The organism is Buchnera aphidicola (Meitanaphis elongallis) (assembly GCA_039830015.1).
Taxonomy (GTDB): domain Bacteria; phylum Pseudomonadota; class Gammaproteobacteria; order Enterobacterales; family Enterobacteriaceae; genus Buchnera_B; species Buchnera_B aphidicola_AU.
In genome coordinates this window covers 467,393-493,237 of the sequence record CP140033.1, presented here as the reverse complement: position 1 = coordinate 493,237, position 25,845 = coordinate 467,393, and the positions used below count along the sequence as shown (strand labels likewise).

Annotated in this window: 20 protein-coding genes and 1 tRNA gene; 5 read left to right on the top strand and 16 right to left on the bottom strand. The window is 24.6% G+C overall.

All coding sequences use genetic code 11. The features are described 5' to 3' along the window. Window positions 1-69 precede the first annotated feature (69 nt). From U0T58_02135 to dxs, 3 genes are all read left to right on the top strand, one after another. Window positions 70-1,239, top strand: coding sequence for an MFS transporter (locus U0T58_02135; GenBank protein ID XBC42188.1), 1,170 nt, complete (start codon window positions 70-72; stop codon window positions 1,237-1,239). 431 nt (window positions 1,240-1,670) lie between these two features. Beyond that, complete coding sequence (locus U0T58_02130; protein XBC42187.1) at window positions 1,671-2,570, top strand: polyprenyl synthetase family protein; 900 nt, start codon at window positions 1,671-1,673, stop codon at window positions 2,568-2,570. 19 nt (window positions 2,571-2,589) lie between these two features. Beyond that, window positions 2,590-4,455 (top strand): 1-deoxy-D-xylulose-5-phosphate synthase, encoded by a 1,866-nt coding sequence (dxs, locus tag U0T58_02125; protein XBC42556.1) that lies wholly within the window; start codon window positions 2,590-2,592, stop codon window positions 4,453-4,455. Window positions 4,456-4,457: 2 nt separating this feature from the next. On the opposite strand, the gene nusB is transcribed toward dxs, so the two are convergent. From nusB to mltA, 5 genes are all read right to left on the bottom strand, one after another. Further along, window positions 4,458-4,895 (bottom strand): transcription antitermination factor NusB, encoded by a 438-nt coding sequence (gene nusB, locus U0T58_02120; protein ID XBC42555.1) that lies wholly within the window; start codon window positions 4,893-4,895, stop codon window positions 4,458-4,460. 47 nt (window positions 4,896-4,942) lie between these two features. Further along, window positions 4,943-6,049: a bifunctional diaminohydroxyphosphoribosylaminopyrimidine deaminase/5-amino-6-(5-phosphoribosylamino)uracil reductase RibD gene (ribD, locus tag U0T58_02115; protein XBC42186.1), complete on the bottom strand. Its 1,107-nt coding sequence runs from the start codon at window positions 6,047-6,049 to the stop codon at window positions 4,943-4,945. Between the two features lie 100 nt (window positions 6,050-6,149). Beyond that, entirely contained in the window at window positions 6,150-7,139 is a 990-nt protein-coding gene (thiL, locus tag U0T58_02110) for a thiamine-phosphate kinase (GenBank protein ID XBC42185.1), read from the bottom strand. A 96-nt stretch (window positions 7,140-7,235) separates the two neighbouring features. Then, a complete protein-coding gene (ribE, locus tag U0T58_02105; protein ID XBC42184.1) occupies window positions 7,236-7,709 on the bottom strand; it encodes a 6,7-dimethyl-8-ribityllumazine synthase in 474 nt (157 codons plus the stop codon). Window positions 7,710-7,765: 56 nt separating this feature from the next. Further along, window positions 7,766-8,839, bottom strand: coding sequence for a murein transglycosylase A (mltA, locus tag U0T58_02100; protein ID XBC42183.1), 1,074 nt, complete (start codon window positions 8,837-8,839; stop codon window positions 7,766-7,768). Between the two features lie 77 nt (window positions 8,840-8,916). Between mltA and U0T58_02095 the strand changes: the two genes are divergently transcribed. Next, window positions 8,917-8,990 (top strand) — tRNA-Met (locus U0T58_02095). 92 nt (window positions 8,991-9,082) lie between these two features. On the opposite strand, the gene recD is transcribed toward U0T58_02095, so the two are convergent. From recD to U0T58_02060, 7 genes are all read right to left on the bottom strand, one after another. Then, on the bottom strand, window positions 9,083-10,933 hold the full coding sequence (gene recD / locus U0T58_02090; protein XBC42182.1) for an exodeoxyribonuclease V subunit alpha: 1,851 nt from the start codon (window positions 10,931-10,933) through the stop codon (window positions 9,083-9,085). Between the two features lie 16 nt (window positions 10,934-10,949). Next, entirely contained in the window at window positions 10,950-14,444 is a 3,495-nt protein-coding gene (recB, locus tag U0T58_02085) for an exodeoxyribonuclease V subunit beta (GenBank protein ID XBC42181.1), read from the bottom strand. A gap of 45 nt (window positions 14,445-14,489) precedes the next feature. Next, the gene (locus tag U0T58_02080) at window positions 14,490-17,825 is read right to left on the bottom strand and encodes an exodeoxyribonuclease V subunit gamma (protein ID XBC42180.1); all 3,336 of its coding nucleotides are present in this window, start codon (window positions 17,823-17,825) and stop codon (window positions 14,490-14,492) included. Window positions 17,826-17,857: 32 nt separating this feature from the next. After that, a complete protein-coding gene (gene mscS / locus U0T58_02075; GenBank protein XBC42179.1) occupies window positions 17,858-18,709 on the bottom strand; it encodes a small-conductance mechanosensitive channel MscS in 852 nt (283 codons plus the stop codon). 146 nt (window positions 18,710-18,855) lie between these two features. Further along, a complete protein-coding gene (fbaA, locus tag U0T58_02070; GenBank protein XBC42178.1) occupies window positions 18,856-19,935 on the bottom strand; it encodes a class II fructose-bisphosphate aldolase in 1,080 nt (359 codons plus the stop codon). A 46-nt stretch (window positions 19,936-19,981) separates the two neighbouring features. Then, on the bottom strand, window positions 19,982-21,145 hold the full coding sequence (locus U0T58_02065) for a phosphoglycerate kinase (protein XBC42177.1): 1,164 nt from the start codon (window positions 21,143-21,145) through the stop codon (window positions 19,982-19,984). Window positions 21,146-21,531: 386 nt separating this feature from the next. Then, window positions 21,532-22,128, bottom strand: coding sequence for a YhgN family NAAT transporter (locus tag U0T58_02060; GenBank protein XBC42176.1), 597 nt, complete (start codon window positions 22,126-22,128; stop codon window positions 21,532-21,534). A 408-nt stretch (window positions 22,129-22,536) separates the two neighbouring features. Here U0T58_02060 and asd point away from each other — a divergent pair, with 408 nt between their 5' ends. Next, window positions 22,537-23,655, top strand: coding sequence for an aspartate-semialdehyde dehydrogenase (gene asd / locus U0T58_02055; GenBank protein ID XBC42175.1), 1,119 nt, complete (start codon window positions 22,537-22,539; stop codon window positions 23,653-23,655). A gap of 185 nt (window positions 23,656-23,840) precedes the next feature. On the opposite strand, the gene tusA is transcribed toward asd, so the two are convergent. From tusA to holA, 4 genes are read right to left on the bottom strand one after another with little or no spacing between them, the layout of a single operon-like run. Then, the gene (gene tusA, locus U0T58_02050; GenBank protein XBC42174.1) at window positions 23,841-24,116 is read right to left on the bottom strand and encodes a sulfurtransferase TusA; all 276 of its coding nucleotides are present in this window, start codon (window positions 24,114-24,116) and stop codon (window positions 23,841-23,843) included. A 50-nt stretch (window positions 24,117-24,166) separates the two neighbouring features. Then, the gene (locus U0T58_02045; GenBank protein ID XBC42554.1) at window positions 24,167-24,493 is read right to left on the bottom strand and encodes a hypothetical protein; all 327 of its coding nucleotides are present in this window, start codon (window positions 24,491-24,493) and stop codon (window positions 24,167-24,169) included. Between the two features lie 56 nt (window positions 24,494-24,549). Beyond that, complete coding sequence (locus U0T58_02040; protein XBC42173.1) at window positions 24,550-24,801, bottom strand: hypothetical protein; 252 nt, start codon at window positions 24,799-24,801, stop codon at window positions 24,550-24,552. A 34-nt stretch (window positions 24,802-24,835) separates the two neighbouring features. After that, on the bottom strand, window positions 24,836-25,579 hold the full coding sequence (gene holA / locus U0T58_02035) for a DNA polymerase III subunit delta (GenBank protein ID XBC42553.1): 744 nt from the start codon (window positions 25,577-25,579) through the stop codon (window positions 24,836-24,838). Between the last annotated feature and the right edge of the window lie 266 nt (window positions 25,580-25,845).

Genomic DNA, 25,845 nt, shown 5'->3' with positions numbered 1-25,845 from the left:
TGTGTTTACAGAAATAAATTGATAGTAATAGAAATCATTAATATTATAACAAAAAGTTTCAGTGAGTAAATGAATAAAATTAATATTGAAATAAAAGAATGGAAAGCTATTTTTGGAATATGTATTATTTTTTCTTCCCGTGTATTAGGAATGTTTATAGTTTTACCTGTTTTTAGCACTTATGGGATGTATTTAAAAGATAGTACTATTTTTCTCATAGGTATTGCTATTGGAGCATATGGTTTTTTTCAAGCTTTATTTCAAATTCCTTATGGGTGGTTATCAGACAAGATTGGAAGAAAATTTGTTATTATTTTAGGATTATTATTTTTTTTAGTAGGGAGTTGTATATGTTTTAGTAGTAGTTCTATTTGGGGAATTATATTAGGTCGTAGTTTACAAGGATCTGGAGCGATATCTTCGGTATGTATGGCGTTGTTATCTGATATAGTATTAGAAAAAAATAAGACCAAGGCCATGGGAATTTTAGGCATTAGTTTTGGAGCGAGTTTCATTATTTCTATGGTAATTAGTCCTATTATAGTACGTTTTTTTGGTTTTTATGGTTTATTTTTTATTAGTATTTTATTGTCGATAATATGTATTTTAGTAACTTTGTATGTTATTCCATTTCCAATTTGTAGTTATGGTTCTATTTTTGAAAAAAATGAGTATAGAAATTTTATAAGTGTATTCAAAAATTTTGATTTATTGCAGTTAAATTTAAATATTTTTTTTCTACATTTATTATTAATATTAAATTTTATTCAAATACCGGTACAGTTATATATATATGAAAATCTTTTAATTTCATCTTGGATGATATATTTAATTACTATTATTATTTCTTTTTTTGTTGTATTTCCAATTAGTAAGTATGTTGAATACAAGAAATGCGAAAAGTATATAATTGTATTATCAATTATTGTATTAATGCTTTCCGATTTTATTTTTTTATTATTAAGAAACAATTGTTTGCTTCTTATTTTAGGATTGCAAATGTTTTTTATAGTTTTTAGCTTTTTGGAAATGGTTCTTCCTGTTTTGGTTAGTAGAATTGCTCCTAAATGTTATAAAGGTACTGCTATGGCTATATATTCTATTAGTCAATTCTTAGGCTCTTCTATTGGAAGTGTAGCAGGAGGACTAATTTTAAATTGTTATGGTATTAATTTCTTATTTTTATTTGAGTTATTTATAACTTTTTTATGGTTTATTATCAATGTTCGTAATTTATAAACATAAATTTATTGTTCTAATTTTTGATATTACTTAAAAAAATAAATATTGGTTAGATTATTTTATGTTCTATTTTTATTAACTGTTTTGTATATTTATGTGTTTTGATGTGCATAATGTTATTAAGTTAATGACAATTTTAATAAAATTATTTTTAAGTTTAATAAGTATAGTATTAAATATAAATATATTGCAATAAAATAATGATGTATTAATTATATATGTAAATATAATGATTTTATGTATTTTATTAATTAATGTATAAATATGTTATGATATATTTTTTAGATTTTATTTTGGTTTGGCTTAACAAGAATTATAGTAATTTTGTTAATATCAAACAAATATTTTAAGTATTATTAATATGATAAGAAGATTTTAATGAGTATTATTGAAAATATTATTTTTAGTTAACTTTATAGGTATTCAAAATGGATTTGTCTAATTTTTTTAGTTCAAGACAAAAACGAATTGATTGCTATATGTCTGAATTATTAGAAGAGCTACCTTTTCAAAGTTCATCTCTTTTATCTGCGATGAAATATGGAGTATTGTTAGGTGGAAAAAGAATTCGTCCTATTTTAATGTATATCATAGGAGAAATTTTTAAGGTAGATCTCCATATTATAGATGTTCTTGCTTCATCTGTTGAATTTATTCATGCATATTCTTTAATTCATGATGATTTGCCTTCATTAGATGGTGATTTATTAAGAAGAGGTAAGGATGCTTGTCATGTAAAATTTGGAGAATCTACTGCTATATTAGCTGGTAATTCATTGCAGTGTTTAGCTTTTAATATTTTATCTAATTTAAATGTTACTGAAGTATCTGATAGTAAGAAAATAAGAATCATTTCAGAATTGTCTAAGGCGTCTGGAGTGACAGGTATGTGTATTGGTCAATTTCTTGACTTAGAGTCTAAAAATAAGACTATTAAATTACATGAATTAGAAAAAATATATTGGTATAAAACTGGATTTCTAATCAATTCTGCTATTCGATTAGTTTTAATTGTTAGTTGTAAATGTAAGAAAAGAATTTTTTTTGCTTTAGAAGAGTATTCTAAAAATATTAGTTTTGCTTTTCAGATTAAAGATGATATTCTTGACTTCAAAAGTGATATATGTCGCGTTCAACCTTGTTTAAGTTCTAATCAGTGCTTTAAAGGTAATACATTTCCATTGATAATAGGTTTAGAACACTCTAAAAAAAAGTTAATAAAATTGTATGAAGAAGCTTTGATGTATTTAAAAATTTTGTCTGATGAATGTGTAGATATAAAATTGTTAGAACAATTAGCATTCTACATAATTACACGTAATAAATAATTGCTGTAATGAGTTTATGATGAGTTTTAATTATAAAAAATATCCAATATTATATTTAGCTAATTCAGTCAAACAATTGAAATTGTTACCTTTTGATAAACTACCTCAGTTATGTTGTGAATTACGTCAATATTTATTAGAAACTATTAGTCAATCTAGTGGACATTTATCTTCTAGTTTGGGAGTAGTTGAAATAACTGTTGCTTTGCATTATGTTCTTGATACTCCTTTTGACAATTTGATATGGGATGTGGGTCATCAAACATATTCTCATAAAATTTTAACTGGAAGACGAGATGATTTTATAGATATTAGAAAAAAGAATAGAATACGTTCTTTTCCTTGCAGAGCAGAAAGCGAGTATGATACTTTAGGTGTAGGTCATGCATCTACTTCGATTAGTGCTGGAGTAGGTATGGCAATTGCTTCTAAAAAAGAAAGAAAGAATAGAAAAACTGTATGTGTAATTGGAGATGGTGCAATAACTTCTGGAATGGCATTTGAGGCAATAAATCATGCTGGTTTTAGTAGTATACACTTATTAGTAATATTAAATCATAATGATATGTCTATTTCTAGAAATGTTGGTGCGTTACATACATCCTTGTCTAAAATGGTGTTAAATCATGAGCTAATAAAAAAATATAAAGGTAAGAGTAATTTTTGTGTGAAATTTGATTTTTCAAATAATGATTCAGTATATCAAAAAAAATATTTAGAAGATATTAGATTATCTAATACTTTTTTCGAAAATTTAGGATTTCGTTATTTTGGTCCTGTAGATGGGCATGATGTATTTTTGTTGATTGATATTATAAGTAGATTAAATACTCAAAAATATACTAACTTATTACACATAATAACGAAAAAAGGAAAAGGATATTTACCTTCTGAATTGAATCCTACAGAATGGCATTCTGCTTCTAAATTTGATGTTGTTACTGGAAAAAGGTTTATATCGACTAAAAGTATTCCTACATATTCTGAAGTATTTGGGTTGTGGTTATGCACTATGGCGAAAATCGATGAAAAATTAATAGGAATTACACCTGCTATGATAGAAGGTTCAGGTATGATAAATTTTTCGAAACGTTTTCCCGATCGATGTTTTGATGTTGCGATAGCAGAACAACATGCTGTAACTTTTTCTGCTGGATTAGCTATTAGTGGTTATAAACCTGTTCTTTCAATGTATTCTACTTTTCTTCAGAGAGCTTATGATCAAGTTATACATGATGTAGCACTTCAAAAGCTACCAGTATTATTTGCAATTGATAGAGGAGGAATAGTTGGACAAGATGGAGAAACACATCAAGGAGTGTTTGATTTAACTTATTTGAGATGTATCCCGAATATAATAATAATGACTCCCAGCAATGAAAATGAATGTTTTCAAATGCTTTATACTGGATATTGTTATGAACAAGGACCTAGTGTAGTAAGATATCCAAGAGGTAGTGGAATTGGTGTAACTTTGCAATCTATGAGATTGATTCCAATAGGAAAAGGTGTCTTAAAACGATTAGGAAAAAAAATTGCTATTTTAAATTTTGGTTCGTTATATATTTTTGCTGAACAAGTGGCAAAAAAATTAGATTTTACTTTAGTGGATATGCGTTTTGTAAAACCATTAGATGTTAGTTTAATTTTAAATTTAACTAAACATCATGATTTTTTTGTTACTGTTGAAGAAGGTATGATTTCAGGTGGTGCTGGTAGTAGTATTAATGAATTATTTATGAAAAACAAAATTACTATTCCTATTCTAAATATTGGAATTCCAGATAAATTTATTCCTCAAGGAGATCAAGATGAAATGCGCAGTGAATATAAATTAGATACTGATGGTATTTTAAAAACGATTTTATTATGGTTAGATGCATAAATTTATTCTTTTTTAATATTTGAATTAATATAACTTCTTATTTTTAGTGCTGCTTTATCTAAAACTCCGTTTATAAACTTGTGACTTTCTTCTGCTCCAAACAATTTTGCTAGTTCAATGCCTTCATTTATTGTTACTTTATAAGGAATATCATGTCTTTTTTCTAGTTCATAAAATGAAATTCTTAGGATAGCTTTTTCAATTTGTCCTAACTCGTTAATTGTTCTAGATAGATAAGGCATCATTAAAGAATCTAAATGTTGTGGATCATTGGTTATTTCCATGATTAATTCGTGAAAATAAATGTAATCAATTTCTTTTAGATTATTTTTTTCATAAAATTGGTTTTCTATTTCATGAATGTTATTGTTTGATAACTGCCATGAATATAGTACTTGTACAGCACATTCTCGTGCTTTTCTTCTGGCTAGAGGTTTTATAAACATCATTTTATTTCCTTATTTTAAAATAGTTATTTTACGAGAATTTATTTTTTTACTAAAGTTAGTTTTATGTCTTTTCCTATTTTTATTATGTTTTTAAAATGAAATTTAGGTACTAAAGATAGTTTTTGATAGTTTTTTAGTATAAATAGCGGTTTTGCATAATGACCTAGTAGTTTTGGGGCTATATAAATTATGATTTCATTAATAACATTTAATTTTAAGAAAGCTCCAGATAATGATGCACCTGATTCCACTAGCACTGTGTTAATTTCACGTTTTCCTAAAAATTTTAAAAGTTCGATTAAGTTGATCTTTGATTGTGTATTGTTTAATACTATTTGTTCAACATTTTTTGGCCAATCTTTGTTATCATTTTGTAATCTTATTAGTAATGTTTTTCCAGGTTCTTTAATACATTTATGTGATGGTGTTATACGATTTTTACTATCAATAATGACACGTAAAGGTTGTTTAATATCATTTTGACTATGTAAAATCTTTTTTGAAAGTTTTTGTATTGGTTGTTTTCTCACAGTTAATAACGAATTGTCTGTAATAATAGAACTACTACTACTTATAATGGCGTCAGATTTTTTTCTATATGTTTGAACGTCTTGACGAGATTCATATGAAGTTATCCATTTGCTTAGTCCGTTGTTTAGAGCGGTTCTTCCATCAATTGAACTAGCTAATTTTAGTCGAATCCATGGAATGCCCGTTCGCATTCTTTGAAAAAATCCTTTATTTATATTTTCGGATTTTTTGGAGATTACTCCTACTGTTACTACAATTCCTTCTTTTTTTAGCCATTTTATTCCTTTTCCAGACACTCTAGGATTTGGATCTATTGTTGATATTACTACTCTAGAAACACCAGATTTTATTAGTTCGATACAGCAAGGAGGAGTTTTTCCAATATGACTGCACGGTTCTAAAGTGATATATGCTGTAGCTCCTTTTGCCTTTTTTCCTGCTTGTTTCAGAGCATATATTTCTGCGTGTGGTTTTCCAGATTTTTTGTGCCATCCAGTACCTATAATAGTATTGTTTTTAACTATAATACATCCTACATTGGGATTTGGTGATGTAGTTAGAATGCCTTGTCTTGCTATTTTTATTGCTTTTTTCATGTAAAAGATGTCTTTCATAATAATATATCTTTATAAATATTTTAAAACATATGTAATTTTTATTGCATCTATAATAACTTTTGCATATACAACTTGAATTTATGATATGTTTACAAATTTAATAGTTGTTGATTTTTTGATAAAAATGATCATAGCCTTTGTATAAAAAACGTGTTTTTCTTCCATAATGGAGTACGTTATATCCGTCTTTAATGTGATTGATTTCTCCAATACAATTGTAAGGTATGCCAAGATGATTAATAGTACTGTTTAAGATTTTTACATTTTTTTTTGGTATAGTAAAACAAAGTTCATAATCTTCTCCTGAACTTGTAGCAAAATTCAACCATTTCTTTTTTGTAAAGTTTGTTTTTAGTATTTTAGAAACAGGTAATTTTTCTAAATAAATATTCGCTCCGCATTGACTAGATTTTAAAATTTGTTTTAAATCAGTTAATAATCCATCTGATATATCGATAGCAGAATTGGCAATATCTCTTAATAATTGTCCATGTGTAATTCTTGGAATTGGATGCAAGTGTTTTTTGATCAAAAACTTGAAATCTTTTTTAATATTTTTTAATTTATTTTTTAATAAAAATAGTCCAGCTGCGCTATCTCCTAAAGTACCAGTGACATATATTAAATCTCCAATTTTTGCCCCTTTTCTTAACAAAGCTCGATTTTTTGGAACGAGTCCATAAACGCTTACTGTGATGCTTAATGGGCCTTTAGCAACATTTCCACCAATTAATTTCATATCATAAGTACGTAATGTGTTAAATAAGCTTTGACTAAAGTATTTTATCCAACGTATATTAATTTGGGGAAGGTTAAGTGATAATGTGATCCATTTTGGTTTTGATCCCATAGCTGCAAGATCACTAAGATTTATCGCAATAATTTTATATCCTAGATCAGTAGGATGAGTATTTTTATAGAAATGAATTCCTTCTATTAACGTATCAGTACTAATTGCAAGAGTATCATTTTTAGGTATTGTTATTAGTGCACAATCGTCACCAATATCTTGGATAACGTTTGCATCAATTTTTTTAAGCGTGTTACAAAAATAATTTTGTATTATTTGGAATTCATTTAAGTTCATATAGATTTTTTATTTTATAATATACTTATATTATTTGAGGACATGTATTTTAATTATTTAAGTATATTGAAAATTTTAGTAATTAAGAATTATATTTTAATTACTGTTAATTGCATGAATGATATTGATCATTTCTAATATTACTAGGGCTGATTCTGATCCTTTATTTCCTATTTTTGTACCTGAACGCTCTATAGCTTGTTCTATGTTATCAGCTACAATAACTCCAAAAGAAATAGGAATTTTATATTGAATACTAATTTCAGAAATTCTCGCATTAATTTCGTTTGATAAAAGCGAAAAGTGAGTAGTACTACCTTTAATAATTGTTCCTAATGTAATAATAGCATCATATTGTTTTTTGTTAGCTATAATATTGGTCACAATAGGTATTTCAAATGCTCCAGGGACATATATAACTGTTATATTTTCATTTTTTACTTGCCCAATGCGTTGAAGAATATCTAATGCTCCATTTAATAAGTGTTGATTAATAAAATAATTAAATCTACTTATAATTATAGCGATTTTTGCAGTTTTTGCTAAAGTGATTTCTTTTATAATTTTCATATTTTGATTTTGTATGTAATAGTTATATTATTTTGTAGTTTTAATTATAGAATTGTTTATTTTAAGATCCAGATGTATCCATAGTGGTTGTAAAATCCAGCCATAATTCCGGATTTTTCTCCAATTCCTTGGTAAAGATCTAGTTTTTGTCCTTTAATTGATCCACCTACGTCTAGTGCTACTAAAAGTCTAGTTTCATATGCATTAGTAAATTTTCCAATTTTATTTAGTATAGGAATTTTCGCCAATACAATGCTTCCTGGTTTAATTATATTTTTATCTGCAGCTATAGATGTTTTTGCAATTAAGGGAATAGAATTTGCTCCACAAATTAATTTATACTTCATTGGCTTAAAAAATACAAATGAATTATTATTTTCCAGTAATTTTTTGACTTCTAGTTGTGTATGTCGTTTGCTCCAATTTTTAATAGCTTGCATAGACATGTTTTCTTTTTTTATATCTCCATGGTTGATTAAGATTTTTCCGATGCTTGTATAGGGCCATCCATTTTCTCCTGCGTATTTAAATACAACTAAAGGTTTATGTGTGCCATAATTGATAATTCCACTACCTTGGATATCCATAATGAAATTATCAATAAGAGAATTACTATATGCTATGATATATTTTTTTTGTAACATGCCATTGTATATTTCTTTCCTACTAGGCAAACGTTTGCGTTTACTTAAATAGTCAGGAACAGTATAAATTGGATATCGAAATTCTTTTTCTAATTTTTTTCTAGCATGTATTATTGGTGTGTAGTAACTTGTAATTTTTATATTTCCATAATGGTTTAAATTTTTTAATCTATGTAAATGTATTCCAAACAATTTTAGTTTTGTAATGTTTCCGTCAGATTTTAACCAAACGTTAATTGATTGATATAATTTTTTATTTTTTTTATATAATTTTGGAGAAAATTGTTTTATTTTTTTTATTTGTATTAGCAGATCTTTTTTATTGACAATTTTATTATTGATATTAAGGAGTGAATACTTATTTAATAATTCATTGTTACTATTGTTTTTAGTATCTACATCATATGAAATTTCAAAATTATTTTTTTTAGACGAGCAGAAACTTAATATAGCAAGTAGTAATATTGTTACAAGTTTATTATTCATATCTTATTTTATTTAAAATTTAATTTGAAAAAAAGGTTGCATCTTTGTTATAATGGAGTATAGTTTTAAATATAAGACGCGGGATGGAGCAGTTCGGTAGCTCGTCGGGCTCATAACCCGAAGGTCGTCGGTTCAAATCCGGCTCCCGCAAGTTTATACTATTTAAATTTTTATTTATTGCGTTAAATTTTTTATTTTTCAGTTCATATTTTATCACATAAATTTTCAAAAAGTGTATATATTTTAACGTGTGTAGGTACATGTACGTTGTGATAAACCACTATATCTTATAGTTTTGTTTTTCGTTGCTTTTATAAACGTTTTTTTATTGCTATATATAGTTATTTTGGTTGTTGCTCTAGTAACTGCTGTGTAAATGAGTTCTTTAGTCAAAGCTCTTGAATAAATATTAGGTAATACTAAAATAGTATGAGAGAATTCTGATCCTTGAGATTTATGTATAGTCATAGCCCAATTTGTTTGAAATTTTGGTAGTAAATTAATTGGTATGGATTTTGTCTTTTTTTTGTTTTTTTCAAGAAAGAACGCTTTTAATTTTTTTTTATCGTCATACATAATAATTCCTGCATCTCCATTGTATAGTTTTATATTATAGTCGTTTTTTAAAATTAGTATGGGTTGTCCAAAATATATGGTTTGTTTATTAACGACTACTAAGTTGATTAATCCTTGTTTTTTCATTTCGTTTTCTAATGTTGAGTTTAGTTCTTTTACTCCAAACTTCCCATTTTTTAATGCGCATATGATTCTGTGATTGTTAAAAATTGACATTATATTTAGAGGAATTGTTTTTTTTAAATTTATCCAATAGTTTGTGTAATTTTTAATTAGATTTGAAATCATTTGTTTGTAGTCTCGATTTGTTTTCAAAGAAAAAAATTTGATGTTTTTATAACTATTACGAAATAGTTTTTTAAAATCGTTAAATTTATTTTTTTTGATTTCGATAGATAGTTTAGAAATACTAGATTGAGTTGTATAGCGATAATTTTTTTTTAGGATACATATCTTGTCATTGATATTAGAAAATTTATAATTTTTTATATTTTTAATATTGAAAATATTGAAGAAATTAATTTTTTTTATTATAGATTGACTGTATCCTTTACGATGATAACTATATACATCTTTTAAAATACATCCACAATGTATTGAAGGTAATTGATTGTGATCACCTAAAAATATAATTTTTGTTTTATCTGATATATTATCAATTAGTTTTTCCATAATAAAAATATCAATCATAGATGATTCGTCTATAATTAGTAAATCTATATCTACAAGGTGATCTATTGTTTTAAAATTTATATTGTTGTTTAGATTAATTTTTAAAAGACGATGCAAAGTAACTGCTGGTTTTATTACTATGTTATATTTTTCATACAAATGTTTGAAATTTGATATAGATTGTTGGATAGACTTGGTTAAATTATTAGCAGCTTTTCCTGTAGGAGCTGATAACTGAATGTTTAACCTTTTATTAGATAAAATAGAAATAGCAAGTAGTATTTTAGATACTATTGTAGTTTTTCCTGTTCCTGGACTTCCTAATACAAATGTTACTTTATTAATGATTGATAAAATTATTGCAACTTTTTGTAGATTTTCAGTATTTCTACATAGTAAAGGAGAAATTTTTTGTTTAATTTTAGTTATATCGTATGTGTCATAATTTTGCGGTTGTGATATAAAATAGAATATTTTTTTTTCTGCTTTCCACGCTCTATTAAGATATATCTTTTTATTTATTAAAATTAAAGGAGTAGAATAAGATTCTGTATTAATTATTTTTTTTACTAACAACTTTGACCTTAAGCATTTTGACAGTTCTGTTATTTTCCACATTTTATCAATTAATTTTTTATTTTCTTTAGAATAAAATATTTTTTTGTGTTCTAAAATTGAAATAGGAAGACATGTGTGTCCCATTCGGGTGGCATAACTAATGCATACGGCTAGCAGCATCATTGTTTTTGGTGATTGATTTTGGGTAATAGAAATAGAAAAGTAGAAATCTGATAAAGTGATGATTTTTTTTACGATAGCTTGTTCTAATAAAAGTATAATATTCATTTTTCTCTCATACAATTTATTTAAAGATGTTATTTAATTTCTTTATTGCATGTAATGTAGGCAATGTAAAAAATAATCCTTGTTTCGGGTAGTTAGTGTCTCTAGCTCTTAAAAATAGAATGTAAATTCCTCCAAAATGTTTATGAAAAGAATAATCTTTAATGCGTTGTTTTAGATATCTATGTAGTGCAATACAATATAATTGATATTGTATGTTGTAGTGATGCATAGTTATTGCATTATATATTGCTTGTGTTGAGTAGTTAGAACTTAAATTACCTAACCAATCAGACTTATAATCTACTAAATAGTATTTTTTGTTCCATTTAAATACTAGATCTATTGATCCTGTAAGTATTCCTTTTATAGGGTTAAAGAATATTTTGCATAATGACGTTACAGTTGGATTGAATATATGAAGAGTTTCATTTAATTTTTTATCTGTTAGTTGATTTTTTATAGGTAAAAAAAATTCTAGTTCTTTTATATAATTTTTTGGATTTAGTTGAGATAGTATAAGATCATATTGATTGAGTGGTGTGTTTAAAATCATGTAAATCCATTTTTCTAGTTCTTTGGTCCAATTTTTGTCGAAATTATTTTTGACAAGTTGATTGGATATCCAGTTTATATTTATATTTTTGTGAAAATTAATATTTTTTAAAACATTGTGGATAAATATTCCAAAAGTTTTTCCTCTTGGAAAGGTGTATGGAGTTATAAGTTTAATGGGGTATGTACAATATGTATTTTTATTTTCATTAATTGAAGTATTATAATGTTTTTGTAATGATTTTAATGAATTACAGTTTTTTTTTATTTTGGAGTAGCTAGTTATTTCGTAGTTATATTCTAATTTTCTTGTTAATTTATGACTTTCTAATTTTATGTGTTTTTTATTATTTTGTTCATTTTTAATATTTGTTTTAGGTATTTCAGAAGATACTTTTATACTGTTTTCATTACTCATATTTGAGAGTATTGCATGTAATTGTTGATAATTACATTTTTTTCCTGATTGGATAATGTATCCTAGAGCATTTTTATGAATATTAGAACAGTTATTTGTTTTTTTTCTTACGTTGTTGTATATAGATGCGATTCCTATACAACAATGAATAACTGCTCTGGTTAGTGCTACATATAAAAGTCGTATATTTTCTGATAATTTATTTTTTTCTATAATATTTAATTTGGAATTATTATTCGTATTTACGTTGTAATACATATTATGAGAAGCTATAAAATAAGGAATCCATACTATTGGATATTCAAGTCCTTTTGATTTGTGAATGGTAGCGATTGTTATATGGTTGTCATCTCGTTTTGATCGTATATAATCCGTATGAGGAATATCATGTTGTTGCATTATTTTATTTTCTAGCCATAATATTAGGATATGCTTTTTTTTGATTTTATTGTATTTTTTTTCTAGTAATTCTCCAAGATGTAAAATGTTTGATACATCAGGAATATATTTTGAAAAGTTGTTTTTTTTATCTTCTGTTTTGTGTTTTGTTAATATTTTGTGAATAACATTTGTAATACTAAAATTTTCCCAGATGGATAGATACTCATAAAATTCGTTTACTAAATTAGACCACAGCGCGTGTTTTTTTGTAAGTAGATCTATATTTTTACTTTTTTTAGCTATAATCGTAGTTGATATAGCACGTTTTAGCGTAAATTCATTCTTAGGATTTAAAATAGCTTGAAAAATCCATAATAGTTCTAATGCTTCTGGACTATGAAATACGCTATTTTTTTGAGAAAGATATGTTGTTTTAATATTTTTTTTATGTAAAGCTTGTTGTATAATGGATGCTTCTTTTTTGTTGTTTACTAATATACATATATCTTTTGGGGTGATATATTGAGTTTGTTTATTATATATAATGACAGCTTGCTCTTTTTTTCCTTTATTTAGCCAGAATAAAATAAAATTTACACAAGAACTAGTAATCCAGTGGTTATAATCATGTTGTTTGATTACTGGTTTTTTACATAATAAAAAACGTATCGCCGGTTGAAATATTTCATCTATTTTAAATGCTATTTGTTTCTTTTTATAAACAGTTTGTATTGGAATGAAATTAATATTAGGGATTAAAAAAGTATTTTTTTTTCTTGAAAATAATAAGTTTATACTTTTTATCATTTCTTTAGAAGATCGCCAATTGATATTTAGCTGATATTTATTTTTTATGTTTTTTTTTGCTTTTATATAAGATGAAATGTTAGCTCCTCTAAAATTGTAAATAGCTTGTTTAGGATCTCCAGCGAAAATGCATAAGTTTTTCTTTGATGTATAAATTTTTTTAAATATTTTATATTGCTGAAAATTTGTATCTTGAAATTCATCAATTAATAATACTGGATATTTTTTCCTGATAATATTTGAAACATTTTCATTTTTTTTAGTTAAAATTTTATATAGAAATGTTACTAAATCATCAAATTCAAATGTTCCTTGTTTTTTTTTTTCTTCTTCAAATTTTTTTTTTATTTTTTTAGTAGCTTCTGTTAGAAATAGAGTTTTTAATGAAAAGTTTGTATTTAAAAATTTTTCTATTATTTTAAAGATTTCATTTTTTGGAATATCTTCGATGGAAACATTTTTAGTTAAATAATTTGTTTTGAAATATTTTAGTTCTTTAGGAATATTAAAGTTTTTTGTATATTTATAAGACCATTCTGTGATGATCTTTATCCACCGAGACAAATTTGATTTGTTATAAGTTCTTTTATTTACTTTAGATTTGTTAATTAATATAGATATTTTTTTATAGTTATTTTTCCATTGATTTTTGAACGTTTCTATTTTTTGGATTAGCTCATTATATAGTTGAATTACATGTAACTTTTTTTTAGAAGATGTACTTTTTCTTATATTAGGTTGTGACATTAGTAATAATACATTATCCAATAAAATATTAGGATTGGGAAAATATTTTACAATAATTTCAGCAATATTTTTTGGTAAACAAGATAAGTATTGATCCCAAAACATACTACTTAGTTGGAGATATAAGTAATGTTTCTTTTTTATTATTTTGTTTTGAAAAAGTATGTTAGAACAAAATTTGTTAATTTGAAGGGATTGATAACAAAATTCGTGTATAGTATAAATTGCTAGTTCATTTATTGTATTTTCTGCTTTGTATAATAGTTGAATTGCTTCGTCTAAATTGTCGATTTGGTTTAATAAATGTTGCAATGTAAGGTTATCTGTTCTTTTTTTTTGACATGCTATTCTAAATTCATAAATATATTTTTGTATTCTATTTTTTAATTCTTCTTTTGAGTGTTTTGTAAATGTTACTACTAAAATTTCTTTTATTGATAACGTTTGGTGAATGTGATTTATTTTTCCAACTCCTAAGATCAATCTAAGATAAAAAATAATTATAGAAAACGTTTTTCCTGTTCCTGCTGATGCTTCAAGTAGTATTTTTCCTGACAAAGGTAAGTTGATTGTATCGTAAGTAGATATTGATGTTATATTTTTCATAAGTATATATCTCTTTTAATTAGATTGCTTTATTATATTAGCTTTTTATCTATTGTTTTGTATGTGTTTTAATATAGGTAGTATCCACTTTTCAGCTATTTTACACATTTTAGATATTTCTTCTTTACTCAAAATAGTAATGATTTTCTTGATGTATAAATCGTTTTTTTCTCCTTTTTTCCAATTGTTTCCTTCCCATGTTGTTAACATATTTTTAATTGATTTCTTAAAACATGTTTTATCTGTAGAAATAGTTTTATTTTTTTTGTCATATATAGTGTTTATCCAGTCAATACCTGAATTTGTAAGTAGTAGAAGCTTGTTCATTCCTTTTGAATACCCGTCTATATATTTTTTTAAGAAGTATATTGCTCTTTTTTTATGTAGTCTCATAAAATTTAAATGTTTATTATTTAATCCAAGTATTGTACTGTTTCCAGTTTTATATATAGAACAATATATCAAATGTTCTAGCCACAAAGAAATGATATCTTTATTTTTTATAATAGTGGGTGTCCAACGTAATAATCCTGTATGATTAATATTTTTTAATGTTCCTCGTAATATATATTCATTAATTTTTAAATAAAACATTTCATCTTTTAGTTTTGTTTTTATTAAATTAATTTTGTTATATAAAGGTTTTATAATAGAAAGTTGATTTTTCCAATATATTTCTCCTAAATTTCCATGTGGTATAATTCCTTTGTATTGATAATATGAAAATAATTGACTAATATTTTTTTGTTTTAATAAAACGTTAATTATATTGTTATTAATTATATAATTGTCAAGTTTTGTAATTAAGAAGTTTTCTTGGTTTAAATTTTTGGTTTTTATCGCATTTAATTTAATATGTAGTCGTTTGTTAAAAAAATATTGAATTGGGTTTTTCCAAAAAGAAATCAATTCAGATATATTAATATCTTTGTATTCAATTTTTTGGAGTGTATTTGTAAAGTGGTTTTTATATATTTTTTTTAACTTAAAGATTTTTGACCATGTTGTATTAAAGTTGTAATAATTAGATTTTTTAATAAAATTGTTGACATTATAGGACTCATTTTCATGAAAATAATATAAATGCGAAAATAATTCATGTTTGTTATTTTTTTGTTCTTTTTTATTTTTGTTAAATATATAAAAATTTTTATAAATGTATGAAAACAATTGATTGATGAGCGAGGATGGTTCATTGATTTTGTTATATTTTTCAGATTCTTTTTGATAACTAATTAACAATATTTTTTGTGCAGATAATAATGTTTCTAAAAATAAATATTCGTACTTATTTTTTTTATGTGGATCACATATTCTAGGATTTTTATATATTAGATTAAAATTGTCAGTATTTTTTTTTTGAAGAGTAAATGTTTCATTCATCCCAAGTATGCAAATTGTTTTAAATGGTATACTTCTTAATATAAATCCATTGCAAAACGTGACTTTTCCAGAAAAAAGATTATATACATTTATTTTTTTTGAAACGTTTTTTAATAGTTCATTTTTTAACAATTTTATAGGAATTTTTTTTTTATAATTTTCTTTTATTCCAGGATCGATTATTTTGTTCCATTGATTTTGAATAAATGTTATTTCTTTCTCCTCTACTGTATTTTTTTCAAAAAAATCGTTTAGTATGTGTTTAAACATTGATTTCCAAGATTTTAATGTTTTGGATATAGATAATTTTTGCTTCCATTTGTGTAATAAAAGTACAAATGTTGTCAATTTACTAAACATTTCATAATGTTTTTCATCTAAATGAGCACAAGGAACGATTTTGTTCCATATTGTGTAATTTTCGTCGTTTATTGCCTTTCCTAGAAATATTCTTTTTTCTCCATGACTTAAAATATATTTTTTATTACTTTTTGGCAAAGTATGTTTTATTGCAGTTCTTTCGGTTCCGAGTTCAATATGAAATTGTTGTATTATTTTAAACAAAACAATTATTTCTTTTTCTTGTATATTAAATTTTTTTAATATGTAAGAACTTTCTAAAAAATTGAAAATATTTTTATTGTTTAGTAGATTGTTAGGAAGATTTAATATTTTTTCAATTATTTTTAGAATGTTTTTTTGATTTTCATAGGATTTAGATACAATATAAAAAGGGATACGATGTTTAACATTAATTGGATTAAATATAGAATGAATAAATGGAATATATAGATTAATATTTTTACTAATTATAAGGATGTCATGAAATAGTATATCGTGATCATTGTTAAGTATATTTAATATGTTATTATGTAACACTTCTATTTCTCTTTTTAATGTAGTACATACATGTATAGAAATAGATTTATCATTGGCATATATTATATTTTTGTTATTTTTTTTTATATCTTTTTTATTATTTGAGTTTATATTAGCATATATTATATTTTTTTGTATTTTTTGCAACAAATATGTTGGTTTCATTATATTAAATAAATTTATTTCTTTTATATTAATCAGGTTTAGTAGTAAAGTGTGTTCAAATCCATATTTTCCCCATAGTAAGACATTTTCAGCATGTTTTTGTTTATCTAGAAAGCGTTCTATAGGTTCTTTGTAGTATGTCGTTGCTTTAAAAAAACATGATATCCTATTTTTAATAATGGTGAGTATACGTTTTTTTAATTTTATTTCATTTAATAGTATTTCTTTTCCATTTCTATATGGTGTTACATAAAAAACATATATTTTACATAATTTGCTTATTTTTTTTAAAATGATTACGTTAGATGGCGTCAAATAATTGTTTCCAAATAAAAAAATTCTAGATGGAAACTTATTTATGTTAATTTTGCTTTTTTTTATATTTTTATATATGAAAAAGAGCAAATCTGCATAGTTCCATATTGATTTATTTTTAGTTTTTATATATTTTATGAGTGTTTTCCATAACAATGCGTATTCATTATGATATAAGGAATGTATTCCAGTTAGACTTTGTGAAGGTTTTTCCCATTTTTTAATTAGATCTGGACGATATAATAAGTATTCTTTAAAATTTTTTGATAAGTAAGATACTATTTCAAATAATTGTGTTTGTGAACTACTTGTATGTATGAAACTAGTTAAACTTTTAATATTTTTAATATTCATCATTGTCCACATTAAATGATATTTTTTAAGTTCTAGTTTAGAATTATAATTAGTGTTCATATGTTTAAATATTTTCCATATGAATTTATTAAATCTTAAAAATGTAATATTGGACATTATTGAATGTTTTTGAGATATAAAGATCTTTATCCAGTGATCTATTACTTCATTTGGAGTAATAAATATTTCGCTTTGTAATGGATTAGATAATGGAATCGTAGTAAAAATAGAGCATGCTTTTTCTATAAGTGCATGAAAATTATGAGATTTATATAATGTAAGCATAATTTTTAATAGGTTGTTATAGTTTAAAGATTTTATTTATTTTTTTTATTTGAATAATGTATTTCAAGTTGAGGATAAGGAATATTAATATTATTTAAGTCTAAGGATTTTTTGAATTGTGCCATTAAATCCCAATATACTATGTTTAATTCATCAGTATTGCTCCAACAACGTACGATAAAATTTAAAGAAGATGGTGCTAATTCGCTTAATCCGATGATAATATCTTGGTCTTTTAATACTCTTGTTTCATTTTCTAAAACATTTTTCAATATTTTTATTACTAAATCAATATCAGAGTTATATGCAACACTAATAATAAATTCATTTCTTCTTATTTTTTCTCTAGAATAGTTAATTATGTTATCTGATATTATTTTTCCGTTAGGCATAACAACAATTTTTCCATCTAGAGTTCGAAGTGTAGTATAAAATATATGAATATTTAAGACTGTTCCAGATATATTTCCTATATTTACATATTCTCCAGTTCTTAGTGGACGTAATATTACTAATAGTACTCCTGCAGCAAAATTAGATAGTGATCCTTGTAAAGCTAATCCAATTGCCATTCCTGCTGCACCTAGTATAGCAATAACTGAAGTAGTTTGAATACCGATGCATCCTAGAGAAGCTATTAATGCGAATGTAATAACTATATATTTTACTAGTGCAGCTAGAAATCCGGAAATAGTAGAATCGATATTTCTAGTAATTAAAACTTTGTTAATGATGTTTGATACTATTTTTGCTGTAAAAAGTCCTACTATAAAAATTATAATAGCAGATATAAGATTAATAGTATAACTTAGTAGGAGTTCTTGATTAAGTATTAACCAACTTCCCGCATGATTAATGTCGTTAACTACGTTCAATTTTTTCATTGTTATGTTCTTTAAAGTATTTTGTTTGATATCAATATAACACTTGTATAATAATGAATATATTTTAAAATATGTGAACAAATTTAGGGAGAATAATGTTATTCTCCTCTAATTTACTTAAAAGATGTATTTGAATAAAATGATTGTTATAAGGTGTTGCAAGAATTTAATGTTTTGAATATTTTTTTTAGGTAACATGATGTTGATAGTTGAGAATAACGTATCCAAGCTCTTGGATCGTAGTACTTTTTATTTGGGTTATCTGTTCCATTAGGATTTCCTAATTGAGATTTTAAATAAATTTTATTTTTTTTATAATATTTTAATATTCCTTTCCAAGTAGCCCATTGAACATCAGTATCAATATTCATTTTTATCACTCCATATTTTATAGATTTTTTAATATCTTTTAGTAAAGATCCTGATCCTCCATGAAAAACAAAATTTAATGGATTAATAGATAAATTGTGTTTTTCTTTAACATAATGTTGTGATTTTTTTAAAATAATAGGTTTCAAATGAATGTTACCTGATTTATATACACCGTGAACGTTTCCAAAGGATGCTGCGATAATAAAACAAGGACTAATCACAGATAACCTTTCATATGCTGTGTTAACATCAATAGGTTTAGTATATAACAAAGAATTGTTCATTTTGGTGTTATCTATTCCATCTTCTTCTCCTCCTGTACATCCTAATTCTATTTCTAACATCATATTGATGCTATTTATTTTTTTTAAATATTTTTCACAGATGTCCAAATTCAGTTTTAATGGTTCATGAGACAAATCTATCATATGAGAAGTAAAAAGAGGTTGGTTGTTTTCCTTAAAATATTGTTTTCCTTTTTTTATTAGTTTATCAATCCATGGTAACATTTCTTTATTACAATGATCGGTGTGTAGAATAACTGGTATTTTATAATATTTTGCCATTAAATGTACATGTTGAGCTCCTGATATAGCACCTAATATTGCTTTTTGATGAAGAACACTAGTTTTTAATCCTTGTCCTGAAATAAATGTTGATCCTCCATAAGAAAATTGTATTATTACTGGACTATTAACTTTTCGTGCTGTTTCTAAAACGATGTTTATAGAGTCAGTTCCTATGCAATTTATTGCAGGAAGTGCAAAACAATTTTTTTTAGCTATATGGAATATTTTTAATGCGTCGTATCCGTTTACTACACCTGGTTTAACAAAATTTAAAATGTTACACATGATTGATGTCCTGTTTAAAAAATTTTAATATAGCTAAAATTATTTTTTATTTGTTGACAAAGCGTTTTAACAATTTTATTATGGGAAACTCTTTGTTTTCTAAAAATTTTAGAAAAGAACCTCCTCCAGTAGATATGTATGAAATTTTATTTTTTATTTTTAACATTTCTATTACGGATAAAGTATCTCCTCCTCCTGCTATAGAAAAAGAATTGCTATCTGCAATAGTTTCTGCTAATATTTTTGTTCCTCTTCTAAAATTTTTGAATTCAAATACTCCTATTGGTCCGTTCCACAAAATTGTTTTAGCTTTTTTCAATATTGGTATCATTCTTTCTATAGTTTTGTCTCCGAAATCCATAATTTCTTCATTTGCATGAATTTTAGAAATTTTTTTAGTAATTCCTATACTATTTTCATTAAATGTAGTACTTACGCGAGAGTCTATTGGTATAAAAATGTTATGATTATCACGTAATAATTTAGCTTGATTAACAAAATTTGGTTCATAAAGAGATTTTCCTACATTATTGTCAATAGCTATAAATGTATTAGCAATACCTCCTCCAACTATTAAAGTTTCTGATATTTTGGACAGTGATTTTAATAAATTAAATTTAGTAGATACTTTTGCGCCTCCAACAATAGTAACTAGAGGTTGAACAGGATTTTCTAGAAGTTTTTTTAACGTAGTTAGTTCATGTTCTAAAAGTAAACCTGAACATGCTATTTTTGAATATTTTGATAGACCATAAGTAGATGATTCATTTCTGTGTAATGAACCGAAAGCATCCATAACGAATATATCACATAAGTTAGCGTATGCTTTAGATAGAGAAACGCTGTTTGTTTTTTCTCCTTGATTGAATCGTACATTTTCTAATAAAGTTAATTCTCCTGGTTTAGTATCTAAACCATTTAAATAATTTTTACAAAAATGTACTTTAATAGTTTTTAACTTTTTTTCTAAGTATTTAAAAATTGGAAATAGTGATAGTTCTTCAGTATATTTTCCTTCTGTTGGGCGACCTAAATGAGAAGCAACAATGACTTTTGCATTTTTTTTTAATGCTAATTCGATTGTTGGTAGTGATGCATCAATTCTAGCGTAAGAAACAATTTTTTTATTTTTAATTGGCACGTTTAAATCTGATCTTATGAGTACTTTTTTGTTTGCAAGATTTAAATTATTGACTTGGATAATTGGCATTTTTTTTCCATAAATAACATTAAGTAAAATTCTAAAAATTAAATTAATCAAAAAGTTATTTTTAGAATTTGAGGTATTATTATGTAATGTAAATTTTGTTTATTATGAATTAATATATATTATTTATATTTTAGATATAAATGAAAAATAAATTTTAACGCATATCTTTTAATTTTATCGAACATTTTAATTATTTATAATAAGTACTGTGGATACAATTAAAAAGTATAGGTTATTTATTTTAATTGTGAACATGTTATAAAATTATAGTTTTAAATATTATTAATGTTTTAGAATTATTAAATATTTCAAAGCATATAATTTTTATTGTTAATATAAAATTAAAAATTATGTTTTATGTCTAATTTTTTTGTTTGTACTATTGTTTAAATTTGGAACCAAGATTTTATACCATCTAGAAACATTTGAGTAGATAACATAATTAGAATGAGTCCCATTAATCTTTCTAATGCATCAACTCCTTTAGAACCAAACAAACGTAGAAATACATTTGATAATAACAGAATTATTACTGTAAAAGTCCATGCTATTAAAAGCGATCCAGTTAGATACATTATTTTGTTTAAATATTCATGTGATAATAGTATTAGTGTAGCTAAAAGAGATGGACCTGCTACTAAAGGAATTGCTAAAGGTACTAAAAAAGGTTCTCCATTAATGCATGGTGGTATACTGTTGTCATAGTGATGAGATGGAAAAATCATTTTAATTGCTATCAAAAATAAAATTATTCCACCTGATATAGAAACTGTTTCAGTTTTTAGATTTAAAAAAGTAAGAATGTTTTCTCCTGCAAAGAGAAATAATAACATTATTAATAAAGCTACTATCATTTCTCGTAATAGTACAATACGTCGACGTTTTGGTTCTAAATTTTTTAATATAGACATGAATATAGGAAGATTTCCCAATGGATCCATAATTAAAATTAATAAAATAGTTGAAGAAATCATTTCGTTCATAATTCACTCTTATTAAAAATATTTTAATAGATTAAATAGTGTAAATAAGTTGTATTAGTAAGAAATATTAATTATACATGTTTTTGTGTAATTTTAAAAAGATATAATACAATGTTAAAATAAAATATTTGAATTAAAACATATATCTTGGTAGGAGTTGAGTTTTCTCTGAAAAAATAAATTTGTTTATAATGAAATAGGAATATTAAAATATTAATTGTAGTATGAGAAAAGAATATATGTATCTGATTTTTATGTTATTTAAATCAGATAATGTTGTGTTTTATAAAGCGTTAAAGTAGGATTTTATCTTTGTATAGTAAATAATGTTACTAGTTTTGTAATTAATTAGTTTTAAATTTTGACAAGTTGTTATTTGCAATGTTGTATCATTGAGTGAAATAAATAATGAAAAAATCTGTAGGTTTCATTGGATGGAGAGGTATGGTTGGATCGGTGTTAATGCAACGTATGAAAGAAGAAAATGATTTATGTTGTTTTCGTCCGATTTTTTTTTCTACCTCTCAGATTAATCATAAAGGTCCTATTATTGATGGAAAATATTATGGTAATTTGCAAAACGCTTATGATTTAGATGTATTAAAAGAATTAGACATTATTGTTACGTGTCAAGGTAGTGAATACACTAACAATATGTATTATAAATTAAGAAAAAGTGGTTGGAAGGGATATTGGATAGATGCTGCTTCGTGTCTTAGAATGGAAAATGAAGCAGTCATTGTATTAGATCCAGTAAATTTATCAATTATTAATAAATCTATTGATAATAATGTTAAGACCTTTGTAGGTGGAAATTGTACTGTTAGTTTAATGTTAATGTCTTTAGGAGGATTGTTTTTTCATAGTTTAGTAGATTGGATGACTGTTTCTACTTATCAAGCGGCTTCTGGAAGTGGGGCATCGCACATGATTGAATTGTTAAAACAAATGAATTTTATTTGTAAAGGAGTAAGAAACGATATAGAAAATCCTGCTAAATCTATTTTAAGCATAGAAAAGAAAATTAACGAAATTAGTTTATGTGAAGATTTTCCAGTTAATAATTTTCGTGTTCCATTAGCTGGTAGTCTTATTCCTTGGATTGACGTTAAAGCTAAATATGGGCAAAGTAAAGAAGAATGGAAAATTCAAGCTGAAGCCAATAAAATATTATCGTCTAAAAAAGATATTTTGATGGATGGTTTATGTGTTCGAATAGGATCTTTGAGATGTCATAGTCAGTCGTTCATGATTAAGTTGAAGAAGGATATTTCTTTATCAGAAATCGAATGTATTATATCTCAACATAATAGTTGGGTAAAAGTAATTCCAAATGAGATTGATACTACTATTAAGCATTTAACGCCATGTGCAGTAACTGGAACTTTGAGTACTCCTGTAGGAAGAATAAGAAAATTAAATATTGGACGAAAATATATATCTGCATTTACTGTGGGAGACCAACTATTGTGGGGTGCTTCAGAACCATTACGACGTATGTTAAAATTGTTAATTACATATAATTAAAGTGTTATTTTTTTATTTTTTAGTTAAATTTATAAATTTTAATATTTTCTATGGTCATGCTAACAATTATTAAGTATATAATTAATAATTGTTAGTTTTATCTTGATATTTAATCGTAAATTTTTGTTAAGTCATTTTAAATATTTTTTAATGCTTTTATAAAGGTTTATCATTATATGAATATATTATAATTTGTTTTTATAAATATATGAGGAAACATTTCCTTTTTTGATTAAAAATTGGTAAGGTAATTTATTGATGATCAGTTTTAATAATATATGTTTCATGAATCGACAAAAATTTGGAATGTCTCTTATGGTGGATGGATCATCTGCGAGTATTAATAAGATATTTCCAGTTTTAATTTCTCTGATTTTTTTTCGTAACAGCATAATAGGATCAGGACAACGTAAAGTTCTTAAATCTAACAATTGATAGTTTTTGTCTTGTTTAATGCTCATTGTTTGTGACATATTATTATATTTTAATATAATTGTTTTAAACGAATGTATTAAATGTATAACTTATATTTTTTAATATATTTGATTACAGAAGTAGGTAATAAATTTAAACAGGAAAAGTTATTTTTTAAAAATGTTCTAATTTTTGTAGAAGAAACATTAATGTGAGGTGTATTGGAAAAAAAAATGTATCCGGAAGGATGATTATGTAAAAAAAAATAATGTTTTGTAATATTTTCTTCAATCCAATTTTTTAATATTTTGTTGTTTATATATAATTTATACATAGAACGTTGTAATATTATTAAGTGACACCATTTTAGTAATTCTTTCCATTTATACCATTTATCCAAATGTATCAGATTATCTAATCCTATAATAAATCCTAATGATCTCTTATTTCCTATTTCTTTTCTTAGTTGTTTTAATGTGTTTATAGTATAAGGTATTTTTTTTTTATTTCAAGGTAATTTATTTGAAATAATGGTTTATCTTTTATTGCTAATTTTATCATATTAATTTTATGTTTTATTAAAATATTCGATGGTCTATATAGGTTGGTGTAATTAGGTAATAGTATAATTTTTTCTAAAAAGATTTTTTTTGCTAGTGCTTCTGACGTAATAATATGACCATAATGAATAGGATTAAATGTACCACCTAGAACAGCATATAATGAATTCATTGTTTTTTCCATTGAATTATAATTTTTTGATTTTTTAATTTATGATGTAAGGTAAAATTTTTAGTTGATTCCACATAGATTTTTCATGTCTTTTTTTTATATTAATTTCTATTTTTTTTAATAATTTAATTGATTTGTATATTTTTTCAAAACTGATACGATTTGAAAAGCTTACTAGTAATGATGTTCTATTTTTATGAACTTTTTGTTTTTCGAAGATGTAATTTATGTTATTTGATTTTTTGCGTTGTATCATTAATATTGTTATTAAATTGTGTTGTAAGCATCTCATTAATGCTATTTGATTATAATTGTTTATGCAAAAAGTATTTAGTATTCTCTGAGTTTTGTTGAAGTTACCAGAGAACATTGCATCAATCCAGTTTTCTGGTGTAAAAATAGCTTTATCGCTAATAATTTTTTGGATTTTTTTAACTGTTATTAAATTTTTTGGCCAAATCAGCGTTAGAATATTTAATATGTTGTATAAAGACAACGTATTTTTTTCATAGAATTGAAGAAGCAAGTTTTTTGCATGTTCGTGAATGTTTATTTTTAGATAGTTTATTCTGTTTTTTACCCAAACATTTAACGTTTTCGTATTAAGTGTGTAACAATATACGATTGTGCCATGTAATTTAAATATGTTAAGCCATATAGTTTGTTCTGTTTTTTCTTGCGTTTTTTTATAAATAATTAGGAGTAAATTAGGATTGATAAAAGTAGATAGATAAGACAATTGTTTTTGAGTTGCTTTAGTAAGTGTTTGTCTAGACAGATTTAGTATAACAATTTTTTTTTTGAAAAAAAATTGTTTAGCATAAAAATCGAAGATAATTTTTTAATGTCAATATCATATTTTATTGTTTTGATTAAACATTGAGAAAATCCATATTTTTTGGCTTTAGAAAATATAATTTTTTTGCTTTCTTGAATAAAAAAATTGTTGTTTCCAATAAGAATGTAATAAGGGCTTAAGTCCTTAAAAAAAATAGGGAATAATTGTTCTGTACGGATAATGTTCATAAATATAGTTTTAAATAT

Coding starts and splice junctions, on each gene's coding strand:
- U0T58_02135 (XBC42188.1), top strand. CDS start 70: ATGAATAAAATTAATATTGAAATAAAAGAATGGAAAGCTATTTTTGGA.
- U0T58_02130 (XBC42187.1), top strand. CDS start 1,671: ATGGATTTGTCTAATTTTTTTAGTTCAAGACAAAAACGAATTGATTGC.
- dxs (XBC42556.1), top strand. CDS start 2,590: ATGAGTTTTAATTATAAAAAATATCCAATATTATATTTAGCTAATTCA.
- ribD (XBC42186.1), bottom strand. CDS start 6,049: ATGAAAGACATCTTTTACATGAAAAAAGCAATAAAAATAGCAAGACAA.
- thiL (XBC42185.1), bottom strand. CDS start 7,139: ATGAACTTAAATGAATTCCAAATAATACAAAATTATTTTTGTAACACG.
- ribE (XBC42184.1), bottom strand. CDS start 7,709: ATGAAAATTATAAAAGAAATCACTTTAGCAAAAACTGCAAAAATCGCT.
- mltA (XBC42183.1), bottom strand. CDS start 8,839: ATGAATAATAAACTTGTAACAATATTACTACTTGCTATATTAAGTTTC.
- recD (XBC42182.1), bottom strand. CDS start 10,933: ATGAATATTATACTTTTATTAGAACAAGCTATCGTAAAAAAAATCATC.
- recB (XBC42181.1), bottom strand. CDS start 14,444: ATGAAAAATATAACATCAATATCTACTTACGATACAATCAACTTACCT.
- U0T58_02080 (XBC42180.1), bottom strand. CDS start 17,825: ATGCTTACATTATATAAATCTCATAATTTTCATGCACTTATAGAAAAA.
- mscS (XBC42179.1), bottom strand. CDS start 18,709: ATGAAAAAATTGAACGTAGTTAACGACATTAATCATGCGGGAAGTTGG.
- fbaA (XBC42178.1), bottom strand. CDS start 19,935: ATGTGTAACATTTTAAATTTTGTTAAACCAGGTGTAGTAAACGGATAC.
- U0T58_02065 (XBC42177.1), bottom strand. CDS start 21,145: ATGCCAATTATCCAAGTCAATAATTTAAATCTTGCAAACAAAAAAGTA.
- U0T58_02060 (XBC42176.1), bottom strand. CDS start 22,128: ATGAACGAAATGATTTCTTCAACTATTTTATTAATTTTAATTATGGAT.
- asd (XBC42175.1), top strand. CDS start 22,537: ATGAAAAAATCTGTAGGTTTCATTGGATGGAGAGGTATGGTTGGATCG.
- tusA (XBC42174.1), bottom strand. CDS start 24,116: ATGAGCATTAAACAAGACAAAAACTATCAATTGTTAGATTTAAGAACT.
- U0T58_02040 (XBC42173.1), bottom strand. CDS start 24,801: ATGAATTCATTATATGCTGTTCTAGGTGGTACATTTAATCCTATTCAT.